The 12,130-nt window shown below is 58.4% G+C and carries 14 protein-coding genes and 2 tRNA genes; 5 read left to right on the forward strand and 11 right to left on the reverse strand.

Annotated features, from left to right (window positions below):
- Positions 1-24: 24 nt before the first annotated feature.
- The 6 genes from HGP12_RS28740 to HGP12_RS28770 all read right to left on the reverse strand — a co-directional run bounded on the left by HGP12_RS28740 (position 25) and on the right by HGP12_RS28770 (position 5,673).
- Positions 25-900 (reverse strand): 3-deoxy-manno-octulosonate cytidylyltransferase, encoded by an 876-nt coding sequence (locus tag HGP12_RS28740; protein WP_205926693.1) that lies wholly within the window; start codon positions 898-900, stop codon positions 25-27.
- Between the two features lie 5 nt (positions 901-905).
- Entirely contained in the window at positions 906-1,592 is a 687-nt protein-coding gene (locus HGP12_RS28745) for a glycosyltransferase (RefSeq protein ID WP_168842807.1), read from the reverse strand.
- Between the two features lie 326 nt (positions 1,593-1,918).
- The gene (locus tag HGP12_RS28750; protein ID WP_168842806.1) at positions 1,919-2,812 is read right to left on the reverse strand and encodes an NAD-dependent epimerase/dehydratase family protein; all 894 of its coding nucleotides are present in this window, start codon (positions 2,810-2,812) and stop codon (positions 1,919-1,921) included.
- A gap of 252 nt (positions 2,813-3,064) precedes the next feature.
- On the reverse strand, positions 3,065-3,574 hold the full coding sequence (locus HGP12_RS28760) for an AAA family ATPase (protein ID WP_168842805.1): 510 nt from the start codon (positions 3,572-3,574) through the stop codon (positions 3,065-3,067).
- Between the two features lie 71 nt (positions 3,575-3,645).
- Positions 3,646-4,821: an elongation factor Tu gene (gene tuf / locus HGP12_RS28765; protein WP_168842804.1), complete on the reverse strand. Its 1,176-nt coding sequence runs from the start codon at positions 4,819-4,821 to the stop codon at positions 3,646-3,648.
- A 414-nt stretch (positions 4,822-5,235) separates the two neighbouring features.
- The gene (locus tag HGP12_RS28770; protein WP_168842803.1) at positions 5,236-5,673 is read right to left on the reverse strand and encodes a DUF3597 domain-containing protein; all 438 of its coding nucleotides are present in this window, start codon (positions 5,671-5,673) and stop codon (positions 5,236-5,238) included.
- Positions 5,674-6,003: 330 nt separating this feature from the next.
- Between HGP12_RS28770 and HGP12_RS28775 the strand changes: the two genes are divergently transcribed.
- The gene (locus tag HGP12_RS28775) at positions 6,004-6,432 is read left to right on the forward strand and encodes a polyketide cyclase (RefSeq protein WP_168842802.1); all 429 of its coding nucleotides are present in this window, start codon (positions 6,004-6,006) and stop codon (positions 6,430-6,432) included.
- Positions 6,425-6,883, forward strand: a complete 459-nt coding sequence (locus tag HGP12_RS28780; protein ID WP_168842801.1) for a MarR family winged helix-turn-helix transcriptional regulator — start codon at positions 6,425-6,427, stop codon at positions 6,881-6,883. Before HGP12_RS28775 ends, HGP12_RS28780 begins: the two co-directional genes overlap by 8 nt.
- Before the next feature lie 173 nt (positions 6,884-7,056).
- On the opposite strand, the gene HGP12_RS28785 is transcribed toward HGP12_RS28780, so the two are convergent.
- Positions 7,057-7,130 (reverse strand) — tRNA-Gly (locus tag HGP12_RS28785).
- A 26-nt stretch (positions 7,131-7,156) separates the two neighbouring features.
- Positions 7,157-7,241 (reverse strand) — tRNA-Tyr (locus tag HGP12_RS28790).
- A 196-nt stretch (positions 7,242-7,437) separates the two neighbouring features.
- Here HGP12_RS28790 and rlmB point away from each other — a divergent pair.
- The gene (rlmB, locus tag HGP12_RS28795) at positions 7,438-8,346 is read left to right on the forward strand and encodes a 23S rRNA (guanosine(2251)-2'-O)-methyltransferase RlmB (protein WP_168842729.1); all 909 of its coding nucleotides are present in this window, start codon (positions 7,438-7,440) and stop codon (positions 8,344-8,346) included.
- 153 nt (positions 8,347-8,499) lie between these two features.
- On the forward strand, positions 8,500-9,189 hold the full coding sequence (locus HGP12_RS28800; protein ID WP_168842728.1) for an AprI/Inh family metalloprotease inhibitor: 690 nt from the start codon (positions 8,500-8,502) through the stop codon (positions 9,187-9,189).
- Positions 9,190-9,247: 58 nt separating this feature from the next.
- Here HGP12_RS28800 and HGP12_RS28805 read toward each other — a convergent pair whose 3' ends face one another.
- Both HGP12_RS28805 and HGP12_RS28810 read right to left on the reverse strand, forming a co-directional pair.
- Positions 9,248-9,541: a hypothetical protein gene (locus HGP12_RS28805; protein ID WP_168842727.1), complete on the reverse strand. Its 294-nt coding sequence runs from the start codon at positions 9,539-9,541 to the stop codon at positions 9,248-9,250.
- Between the two features lie 147 nt (positions 9,542-9,688).
- Positions 9,689-9,958, reverse strand: coding sequence for a hypothetical protein (locus tag HGP12_RS28810; RefSeq protein WP_112511217.1), 270 nt, complete (start codon positions 9,956-9,958; stop codon positions 9,689-9,691).
- Positions 9,959-10,300: 342 nt separating this feature from the next.
- Between HGP12_RS28810 and HGP12_RS28815 the strand changes: the two genes are divergently transcribed.
- Positions 10,301-11,602: a tyrosine-type recombinase/integrase gene (locus HGP12_RS28815; protein ID WP_168879985.1), complete on the forward strand. Its 1,302-nt coding sequence runs from the start codon at positions 10,301-10,303 to the stop codon at positions 11,600-11,602.
- On the opposite strand, the gene HGP12_RS28820 is transcribed toward HGP12_RS28815, so the two are convergent.
- On the reverse strand, positions 11,580-12,083 hold the full coding sequence (locus HGP12_RS28820) for a hypothetical protein (RefSeq protein WP_168879986.1): 504 nt from the start codon (positions 12,081-12,083) through the stop codon (positions 11,580-11,582). The genes HGP12_RS28815 and HGP12_RS28820 overlap by 23 nt on opposite strands.
- Positions 12,084-12,130: the final 47 nt, after the last annotated feature.

Genomic DNA, 12,130 nt, shown 5'->3' on the forward strand with positions numbered 1-12,130 from the left:
GCTGAAACGGCGCTTCCGGTTTCGCTATTCTCCGGAAGAGCCCTTCGGCTTGCGCTTGAGGAATTTCGGCCTGAGCCGGCGCAGGAAATTGTCCGTGGAGCGAATCACATTCGTCAGAGAGATCAGCTTGTCCACTTCGGCATCCGTATTGCCGAGCCGTTCCGACAGCACGTCCGCGGCTGCCAGCGAAATTTCGGCCGGCGGCAGTTCGGTGAAGCGCTGGGCAAGCCGGATATAGGGGCTCAGTGCAACGCCGCCATGGATGGTGATCTTTCCGAGCCGGGCAAACAGGCGCAGGAAGGTCTGCTCGAAGGTCCAATCATGAACGGAAACCACCCTCCACTTCTGACTGCGCCTGGCCGAGAAACCGGCGAGCACGATCGCGCCGGGCAGCTTCAGATCGCTGAGCCAGAGCGCCAGGGCAAAGCCGCTCGTCGGCGTCTTGCCTTCCGTATAGAAATCGGAACAGAAGCCGACCAGATCGAGATGACCGGTCGGAGCACCCTGGAAATCCGCGGCCGGATTGAGCCTCTCCTCCGAGCCCAGACGGATATTCATGATGCCGAGGAAATATTCCTTCGGAAAGAATTTCACGACCTCGCCCACCTCGCCGCGATAGACGATGTTTGCCCCGCGCGGCTGGCCGCGCGAGATCAGCAGTGAATGTCTATGAAACGGGCGGTCCAGAACCTTGTAGACCTTGTTGAAGAAGACGAAGAGCGCAGTCTCCGGAAACTGCGCCTGCAGGTTTGCGATATCTACCGCGTCGCTATTGGCGACCAAGACGATATGGGAAAACCCGGCCAGAATGGTCCGCCACTCGTCGGCGCTGTTCAGGCCGGCCGCGGAACCCGCAGCCGGTATGCCGACATCGATGTTTCCCGTCGTCTTGTGATCCAAATCGTTCACTTCTGCTGGACGTGCAGCATGCGGTCGCGCATGGCGAACCATTCCTCGGCATAGTCGTCGTTGCGATATTCGTCGAAATAGGGACCGCCATCGGTGAAGTGTACCAGCTTGGCATCTTCGCGGCGGTCGTATTCGTTGACGAGATAGTTCCAGGTCACCGGCACTTCGCCGATCTGATCGTCGCTATCCAGCCACTTGAACTGGTGGAGCTGCAGGCCGGTCGCCGTGTTGACGAAGTCCTTCGTCAATGCCGTGCACTTGGCATTGTTGAACAGGATCATGCTCGACCAGTTCTTCTTCTCGTATTTGGTCTGTGTCTGGCCGAGGAACTTGGTTTCGACCTTCGGCTGGTAGTCGTGCTTCACGCACATGGCGGCATAGCGGTCGTCACGCAATGCCCAGAGTTCGGCGATATCGGCACGGGCGAGCATGTCGCAATCCATGAAGATGCTCCAGCCTTGATAGTCGCTGAGATAGGGAACGAGGAAGCGCGAGAAGGAAAACTCGGTCGACTGCAGCGGATTGCGCTCACGCGTGAAGATGCCATCGAGATTGTTGAGCACGATCGGCGAGAAGACCACCGGGATCGACGAGCGCTCGATGATGCTCTGGGTCAGGACGTGATAGGCCACGACTTCCTTGGAATCGAAACCGACAAAAATACGTGCAACATTATCCTTCATGATACCTCCGAAGCGGCTGAACGCTTGCAGGTCAGCCGGCAAACCATTTTTCGTCGCGACACTGGCCGCGCCCACCCCATCCCTTAGCGCGCTCTTGCCGAGGATGCTCGTTCGAAACAGGGGCCGGACGTACCGCACCTCGGCTACAATCTCCAGGAGATGCGCCGCGAACGCAACCCTACTTAAATAAACGGGGATATTTGTCGAGTGTTTGCGGAAGCATTTTTGGTTTTGCTGCGTAACAAATGGAGAGGCAGTGCCGGCAGCAGCCCCTCACCCTGCCCAGCGCCGCGAGAGAGCGCCGGGAACGCTTTAAAGGCAGCACCTCAAACGTTCACATAGCGACGCCAGTTATGCTCTTCCTTGAAGCCAAGCACTTCGCGGATTTTGCGGTTGGACAACAGGCCCTCATACTCGCCGATGTCGCGGGTAAAAGGCACGTTCGGAAAGTGCTTCGCGGCAAGCTCACGCGATGGCGTGTTGGCCGAGATCGTGTCGTTCGCGGCATTGAACACCTGGAAACCGAGGCCATCCTTCCCGATGCAGAGATGGACGATCTGGCCGAGGTCGCGGGCGTCGATATAGCTCCAGGCGATACGCTTGCGGATTTCGCTGTTGGCGAAAAACTCGGGGAACCGCTCATATTCATGAGGCTCGATGACATTGCCGATGCGCAGCGCATAGATGTCGATGCCGAAACGCTCGGCGAAAGCCCGAGCCGTCTTCTCGTTCACGACCTTGGACAGGCCATAGGAATCCATCGGATTGACATCATAATCTTCCTCCAGCGGCAACTGGTGAAAATCGCGATGACCTTCGGCAAAGCAGATGCCATAGGTTGTCTCGCTGGAGGCGATGATGATCTTCTTCACGCCGAGCTTCGCGGCCGCCTCGATGACATTGTAGGTGCTCATCGTGTTGATGCGGAACGTCTCGTTGTCGGGCTTAATCAGGATGCGCGGTATGGCGGCGAAATGCACGACGGCATCGAAAGGTTGCACGCCCTTGCCCTGATCGAGATCCGGGAAATCGCGATGCATGGTCAGGACATCATATACCTGTCCCGCATCGGTGACATCAGCCTGCAGATTGGTGACGCCGGGGCTGTTCAGCGGCACGAGATCGACATTGTGGACTTCGTAGCCGGCATTCACCAGCCACGGAACCGCGTGACGTCCGGCCTTGCCGCTTCCGCCCGTGAACAAAATACGTTTCTTCATGAAAATCTCCTCCTTGGAAAATCGAGCGATAAATAGGCCCTTGAGCTCATTTCGCAAGACAAGCCTTGGTGAGCGAAGGCTCTTCCGGCGAAATAATCGGATCGATGCGGCCGGCTTGCCAAGGAAGCTAACGGCGACTGGGGTCACTATACCGCCGGCAAGAGCGATTTCGTTGCGGATGTCGTGCGTCGTGCAAAAGCAGAACTCACGCCGGCGAGCCATATCACCATCCGGCGATAATATGTTTTAAGACTACCGGAACAGATGTTTCAGCACCGCATCCACGCTCTGCTCGATCGAGAGACGGCTCGTGTCGAGGATCTCGCAGCCATTTGCCTGGGCTTCGCGACGCAGATAGGCCGCCCAGTTCATCATATTCGCGTCGGCAAGCTCCGGCTGGTCTCGCTCGACTGCTAGGCGATGGGTGCGCGTTGCGTCGTCGCAATCGATCAGCAACAGGCGATAGTCGTCGATGTCGGCGGCGGCCGCTGCCTCCTTGATGAAGGATGGCCGCATCTGCCCTTCGAAGAGAACGGCCCTGGCCTTCCGCACCTGTGGCGCAAGCTGTGCCAGCCATTCCACGGTCTTGTCCCGCTGCCAGCCCTCGGGCGAACCATGATCGCGGATCATGGCGGCAAGCGACGGCACGCCGATACTGTCGAAATGATAGACGGCTAAGGTAGACGCATGGTCCCTGGCGATCGCCTGCGCGATCGCGGTCTTTCCCGAGCCCGAAGCACCGGTCAGAATGATCAGGCTCATGCAACACCTCCCAATAAGAAAAGGCCCCGCTGTTTCCAGCAGGGCCTCTTTATAAAGGAATAATCCGAAGATTACTCGACGATGGAGGCGACGATGCCTGCGCCGACGGTACGGCCGCCTTCGCGGATGGCGAAGCGAAGCTTTTCTTCCATCGCGATCGGAACGATCAGCTCAACGGCAACGGTGACGTTGTCGCCAGGCATAACCATTTCCGTGCCTTCCGGAAGCGTCACGATGCCGGTCACATCCGTCGTGCGGAAGTAGAACTGCGGACGGTAGTTCGTGAAGAACGGCGTATGACGGCCACCTTCTTCCTTCGTCAGGATGTAGGCTTCGGCCATGAACTTCTTGTGCGGCTTGACAGAGCCAGGCTTGCACAGGATCTGGCCACGCTCGACGCCGTCACGGTTCACACCACGAACCAGCGCGCCGATGTTGTCGCCTGCCTGGCCCTGATCGAGCAGCTTGCGGAACATTTCAACGCCGGTCACCGTCGTCTTCGACGTCGGGCGGATGCCGACGATCTCGACTTCTTCGCCAACCTTGACGATACCGCGCTCGACGCGGCCCGTCACAACCGTACCACGGCCAGAGATCGAGAACACGTCTTCGATCGGCATCAGGAACGGCTGGTCGATCGGACGCTCTGGCGTCGGGATGTAGGCGTCAACCTGAGCCATCAGCTCGCGGATCGCGTCTTCGCCGATCTTCTTGTCCGAATCTTCAAGAGCGGCAAGCGCCGAACCCTTGACGACCGGAATGTCGTCGCCCGGGAAGTCGTAGGACGACAGAAGCTCGCGAACTTCAAGCTCGACCAGCTCGAGAAGCTCAGCGTCGTCAACCTGGTCGACCTTGTTCAGGAACACCACGATCGCCGGAACGCCAACCTGGCGGGCAAGCAGGATGTGCTCGCGCGTCTGCGGCATCGGGCCGTCGGCAGCCGAGCAAACCAGGATCGCGCCGTCCATCTGTGCGGCACCGGTGATCATGTTCTTCACATAGTCGGCGTGGCCGGGGCAGTCGACGTGCGCATAGTGGCGAGCAGGCGTCTCGTACTCGACGTGTGCCGTCGAGATCGTGATGCCGCGTGCCTTTTCTTCCGGTGCGGCGTCGATCTGGTCGTACGCCTTGAACTCGCCGAAGTACTTCGTGATCGCTGCCGTCAAGGACGTCTTGCCGTGGTCAACGTGCCCGATCGTCCCGATGTTAACGTGCGGCTTATTGCGCTCAAACTTACTCTTTGCCATTTGAATGCTTCCTGTGAACGTAATGAGTGACCCCGGCGAACCGGTTTAGTGCCGCCGTTTAAGGCTTTCATCGCATTTGCGCAAGACTTAATTGCAGGGCCTATTCCGGGCGAAGCCTGGTTGGCCACGGATGATCTGCGGCCCCCAACATTCCTTCGCCGCGCAAGGTTCGACGGCCGATCCGGAAAGACAAAAAAGCATTTGCCGGTTCAGACGCTTAGATAGGGAAGTACAGACGAGAATTCCAGTGCCGGATGCGGGAGCGATCCGCCCATCCGCATGAGAAGGGCCATCAACGGAAAGCGCCCTCTCCCGACGGGAAAGGGCGCATGACTATCAGGCGGCGACATTCGCTCCGCCACCATGCATGATCCGGCACGTCGGCAGATACGAGCGGACCGGGACTTGGCGTGGTCAGTCAAGAAGATCAGCTGGCACCTTGCCGCCATTGTCGGCGAGTTTCTTCAGAAGCGCCTTGTGCAGGAACATGTTCATCTTGGCGGAATCGCCGGCATCGCCGGTATAACCGAGTTCCTGCGCCAATTCCTTGCGCTCCGAAAGGCTCGCATCCATGCCGAGCGCCTTCATGAGATCGACGATCGAATGTTTCCAATCCAGCTTCTGGCCGCTCTTCTTGACGGCAGCGTCGAGGATCGAGGCGATATCCACAGGAGCGGACGGCGCACTGGTCGCGGGCGAAGTTGCTGCCGTGGTCGCTGAAGGAGCCGGTGTCGGCGCAGGCGCAGGCGCAGGATTGGCGGTCGCCGCCGTGCTCTGCGTCGGGGCCGGAGCGGCCTCCGCAGCCTTTGCCTGCCCCCAGATTGCACCCTTGATCTTATCGAAGATACCCATTTCCGCTCTCCCGTTTCGGTTGCCAGAGCAATATCTATCGCTCGCGAGAATATAAGCAACCCTTCATGTCAAATATGCAAAGGCGGATGAGTATCCACCTTTGCCCAGCGACAGGCGGCAATTCAAGTGCAACCGCACCCAACGGCCAGCTTCGTGAGATCAGTGAAGTTCTGAACGTTCCGGTCGAAGCCTTGCGAAAGCATTGTCCGCATGCCGTCAAGCGGCTTGAAACGGGCTTGGCGAAAAATTCCTCTTGCAATATTATCTGCGCACAGATAATCTGTTCACGGATCAAATGATTGATCGAAAGAGATGGATGGAGCGAAAGCCATGTGGATCAACGAGTATACCGCCGTTTCCCCCCTTTCGGCGCAGGCAATCTGGGCCGCGCTCAAGGCGCTGCACGAAGGTCGCCTTACTTACGAGGGCGCCGATACATTCGTGCTGCATGGGCCATTCGCCAAAGGCTCTCGGGTCTCTGTCACACCCGTCGGGCAGGACACATTTGAAGCAACCATCGTCGACGTTATCGACAATGTGACCTATGCCGACGAGACCTCGTTCGGCGATACGAAACTGTTGTTCCGGCATACGTTGGTGCCAATCGCGGATGGCACACAAGTGACACATCGGCTTGAGATTTCCGGCCCCTCCGCCGCCGAGGTCGGACCGGAACTTGGGCCGCAGATCAGCGGGGATTTCGATACATCGATGGCCAAGTTATTCGAGCAGGCGCAGGAGTTTGCGAACCTTGGCTGAAGAGCAGAAACTCAACACCCGCTTCAAGGGCGGCCCTTCGGAGAGTCCGGGATTGTTGCTGTGGCGAACCACCATGCGCTGGCAGCGTGTCATGACGGCGGCGCTGGCTCCGCTGGACCTGACACATGTCCAGTTCGTGCTATTGGCCTCGGCCATGTGGCTCGGCCGCGATGGTCAGCCACCCAACCAGGTGCAACTCGCCGCTCAGGCGGGCACCGAGGTAAAGATGACGTCTGACGTCGTTACCCGGCTCGAGGCAAAAGGATTGATCGCACGGGAGACCGACCCGCACGATTCCCGAGCCAAGGTGATACGCGTTACCGCAGCCGGGGCGGCGGCGGCACAGCGCGCCATCGTCGTCATCGAGACCGCCGACGCGGAATTTTTCGAGCCGGTGGACGAGGTACAGCTCGCCGGCCTGCTGCGACAGCTTGCCGGCGAAATCCGCTAAGCTCGGCGGGATGGCACCGCCTACCCAGAGCGTTTCCGCTTTTCTTCGAATGCGAAGGAGGAGGCGCGCTTCACGCGCAGCAAGCTCCTCGTCATCTATAAAGAGCCTCTGCAGATTTCAGCGAAGCACCGACTGAGAAGCGCCTGTTCAGATTACTTAAAACTCGGGAAACATGGAGCGGGTAGCGGGAATCGAACCCGCGTATTCAGCTTGGAAGGCTGCTGCTCTACCATTGAGCTATACCCGCGCGGGTGGTCAAGATCCGGTCCGGAATGGTGGAGGGAGTTGGATTTGAACCAACGTAGGCTGAGCCAACGGATTTACAGTCCGTCCCCTTTAACCACTCGGGCATCCCTCCAGTATTCCGACTGGATCTTGCGACCAAGTTGCTCGATGTTGGCGTCGCCGCCGTCATCTGCGCCGCGTATATGACCGGACGATTTCCGTCTGTCAACACAAGGAATTGGCAAAAATGACGAAAAATTCAGCCTGTGGGAAAAGCTCGCGGCCGAAAGAGGGCTATGCGCCCCGGAAGGCGCTGGTTATAAAGCCGCATGAGCAAAGACAAAACATCCGGCCATTCCGGCCCTGAAAACACCGCCGACGACAAATCGGCCAAGGACACGCATTACGCCACCCTGCGGCGCGCGCATCGCGACGCCAAGCGTGAGCGTGGCGAAATCCCGACGCCGGCGCCGCAGAAGCGAAAGCGGGCCGGTGCGGACGACTGGAAACCGCCGGCGATCGCGCCCGATCAGGTCTTTCTCTATGGACTGCACACGGTTCGCGCCGCTCTCGGCAATCCCGAGCGCAAGAACATCAAGCTGTCGACGACGCAGAATGCGCTTGTGCGGCTGGAAATCGGCCCGGCTGACGCACTTGGCATTCCCGTCGAGATCGTCTCGCCACAGGATATCGACAAGGTGCTGGGGCCAGAGGCCATCCATCAGGGGGTCATGCTGGAAACGCGGCCCCTGCCCGTGCGTCGCCTCGAGGCGCTGAAGAACAGCCCGCTGCTGCTCGTTCTCGATCAGGTGACGGATCCGCACAATGTCGGCGCCATCATGCGCTCGGCCGTGGCCTTCGATGCTGGCGCCGTGATCACGACGCAGCGCCACAGCCCGACCGAATCAGGCGTGCTCGCCAAATCGGCCTCCGGCGCGCTCGAGCTCATACCTTATATACAGATCACCAATCTCGCGGACGCGCTCGAGGAACTGCATCGGCTCGGCTTCACGACGATCGGCCTTGATTCGGAAGGGCCGACGCCGCTGGAAGGCACATTCACCGGCGACAAGATCGCGCTCGTTCTCGGTTCAGAGGGCAAGGGGCTACGCCAGAAGACCCGGGAAACGGTGACTGCACTGGCTCGGCTCGACATGCCGGGCGCCATCAAATCGCTCAATGTCTCGAACGCAGCCGCGATCGCGCTATATGCGACGCGATCCTATCTCAAATCATAGAGCATGATGCCGAAAAGTGTGAGCGGTTTTCGGACGACATCATACTCTACTTCTTTGATCCTAGAGCGGATTCAGATTTTAGGTCGAATCGACCTAAAATCATCCGGCTCTAGCGGCGCCCCTGGCAGCCGCGGCATGTTGGGAGAATTTGCCTTGATCCGTGCTTTCGGTCTAGCGGCGGTTTCCGCCACCCTTGCTTTGACAGTGGCCCAGCCCGCTCCAGCCGCCGACGACGAAGTCGTTCAGGCACAAACCGGTACCTGGCTGGTCGCGCCTGAAAGCGGCGCCAAGGGCTGCCGTCTCACCTTCGGGACGAACGCAGTCCCTGGCGGTCACGAAATCACCGGTGCCGATGGCTGCGCGACACCCCTGCCCGCTCTCGCCAAAGCCCGCGCCTGGAACTTCACGGACGACGGTGCTCTCGCCATTGCCGATGCCGAGGGCAAGCCGTTGATGCGCTTCCAGCAGGAGGAAGGCTCCCCGTGGGAAAGCGAAGGAGGCGATCCTAAATGGCTGTTGCCGGCGCTGGGCGATGTCGATCACGTGCCGACGGTCGCAAGTCTTGCCGGCGCATGGCGCATCCAGCAGCTGGATGGAAAGCCGGTCTGCGATATCACGCTGACCACCGACAAGGATCAGGACGGCACCGCCAAAATGTCACCAAGCGGAAACTGCATCGCCGAGATCGGCGAGCTCAAGCTTTCACTCTGGGCGGCCGAAGGTTTCGGGCTGGTGATGCTGGGCAGCGATGGCTCCTCGCTCTCCTTCGACATGAAGCCCGATGGCAGTTTCCAGAAGTCCGAAGAAGAGGAAGGCGAACCGCTCCTGCTGGTCCGCAAATAAGGCGGCTGAAGCATATCGAAGCACGCTCACCACCAGCGCAAAATCAAGTCCCCAATGCTCATCGCACGATCATCGGCGCCGGGTGCCAGGCCGATTGGCGCCAAAGCACTCTCTCGGTGACCGGGCATCCGTCCTGCAGCTTCGCCCAGGAGGTGACATTGAGGTTCATCTCGCATTGCGCGAGATAGCTCCGGTCACCGACGGTCATGCAAGCGACCTCGCCGACCGCATGCTGCTTTCCATCCGTATTTTTACAGTAGCAGTTTTCACCGGCTAATGCTGGTGCGCCTATGATCGCCGTGATCACGACAAGCGGCAATCCCAAGGCGACATGCCGCGATATCTCGCGCATGAACGTATCCTCCCCGCCATTGACGGATGAAGTCTATGCCTATTTTGGACATTGTAAATGCGCCTACGATTCCGGGCATGCAGGCAAATGCATGCATGCAGAACTGAAGGGCTATTTGATGCAACTCGCCAAGACGTGTCGACAGGCTCAGTGAATCACGGGATCCGCGTCGTCGAAGAACGATCTGATGCCGTCGCGCGCGATCGTCGCCAGGAATTCGTCGAACGCCTCGCGATCGGTCGCAAAGGGCTCTTCCCATTCGATCAGATCCTCTTCCGGCGTAATGACTTCCATCCGCCAATCGGCATTGGTGCCGGCCGGACGAAAGATATCCACCAAGACGGTTACACCGTCATCGGTGAATTCACCTGAAAGTTCGGAATGCTCTAGCTTGGGCTTCTTGGGCTTGCTGGTCATATGTTTCCAGGGACGGGATGTTGCGTTGACGACTTCGCCGACATGCTGAAGATTTCGGCATCCATAAATTATCTTGTCGCCACCGATTTTCCATACCAGCGATCAACAAGGCAACCAAGTCTTGGAAAAATCTGGTGCCCCCGGCAGGGTTCGAACCCGCGACCCCCTGATTACAAATTAGAGGGTCGTTACCCTGGGGCATCTATCGCCACATATCACAACATACCAACAAATCCCCCTGGATATAAGGCTTGCGCCGGACGTGTGAAGCACTGATAATATCAGAAGCTACCGTAGATTATCGCGCCAACTCGTTACCCGCGCGTTACCCGAGGCGAGATCATGGCGAAAGCCCTAACTGTTAAGTCCATCGAAGCACTCAAGCCAGAGGCATCCCGCAAGGAGATTCCGGACGGCGGCATGCCTGGTCTCTACCTCATTCTGCAGCCTAAAAAGGTTCGCGACGGGAAAGAGCTGCCGCCTTCCATAAGCTGGGCGGTGCGATACCGTTTCGATGGGAAGCCGAAGAAGCACACGATTGGCCCCTATCCTGCCTATGGGCTGTCAGAGGCGCGCAAGGCCGCTGGCGCGGCGCTGAGGGCCGTCTCCGAGGGCAGAGACCCGGCCAGCGAGAAGAAGTTTGCCAAGCACGCCAGGACGGCTGATCAGAACCTCATTGAGAATGTGCTCAACGATTTCGTTACCCGGCACGTAGAAGCGAAGAACCGGGATAGCTCGGCCAAGGAGAGCAAACGCATCATCGAGAGCGAGATCAAGCCACGATGGAAGGGGCGACAGATCCAGACCATTACTAGGCGTGAAGTCATCTCCCTCCTCGATGACATTGCCGACCGCGGCGCACCCGTCATGGCGAACCGTGTGCTTTCGTTGCTTCGAAAGTTCTTCAATTGGGCTTTAGAGCGTGACGTCGTGCAGACTTCGCCCGTAGTGAACGTAAAGGCGCCGGCAGCCGAGACGAGCCGGGATCGAGTTCTAGCGAATAATGAATTGCGGCTCGTCTGGAAGGCAGCGGACAAGATTGGGTGGCCCTTTGGCACGATGACGAAACTGCTCATCCTGACAGCGCAGCGACGGGAAGAGGTCTCTGCCGGCCATCGCTCGGAGTTTCATCTTCACGATAATCCGTCCGAGTGGATCATCCCGAAAGAGCGGGCAAAGAATAAGAACGGCCACACGGTGCCGCTCGTCGACGATGCCGTGACCATCATTTCGAAGATGCCGGTGATCGAGAACAGCAAGTTCCTATTCACGACAAACGGCGAGACATCAATCTCAGGCTTCTCGAAGGCGAAGCTCCAGCTTGATCGCGAAATGCTCACAATCGCCCAGAGTGAGGCAAAGGAGCGCGGCGAAGACGCGGAGGCCGTCATACTGCAGCCGTGGCGTTTTCACGATCTGCGGCGCACAGCGGCCTCAGGCATGGCGTCGCTCGGTTTCCCGGTACACGTAGTCGAGGCCGTGCTCAATCACAAGAGCGGGACCATCAAGGGTGTGGCGAAGGTCTACAACCGATATGAGTATGCCGACGAGAAGCGGCGCGCTTTGAATGCATGGGCCAATCTTGTCGCTACCATCGTGGAAGATAGATCAGGAACGAACATCATCCCGCTGAAGAAGGCTTGACTTGGATCTTGATCGCCTTTTGCGTCTCTTCCAAGACCGCCATTAGATCCTCGGCCGTTGTCAATTTATCCACCTTCGATACAAACAAGGCGACTTCCTGGCCAACGCTTAGGACGGTGGAAAGAAGTTCGACAAATGACCTCTCTAACTCCGTTGACAAATCAGGGTTGGTCTCCCGAAGCGCTTGAAGCGATGCCGCGGCGTTGTTTTTTAAGGCTCGAGCGGACGCAAGCGCCTCGATCGTAGCTTCAGTCAAAGGCACGACGGCATCGTTCGCCTTCATGCCGATCTGACACAACCTACGAATAGCCTCGGCTCTGGATCTTATCTTTCTGGCAAAACCCCAGTCGTCTATCTGACCGGCTTCTGTTTCGGACAGCATCATCTGGAATTTAATTGTCTTCAGCTCGTCCGCCATCGCAGTCCCCTTTTGCGCCTTATGCACGGCTTCCATCGGTTCCGCAATATGTGGAACTTCCATCAGTCTCTGTTGTAACGGATATATTCCTATGTTATCAATATCCATCA

Source organism: Rhizobium sp. P28RR-XV (assembly GCF_012641385.1).
Taxonomy (GTDB): Bacteria; Pseudomonadota; Alphaproteobacteria; order Rhizobiales; family Rhizobiaceae; genus Rhizobium.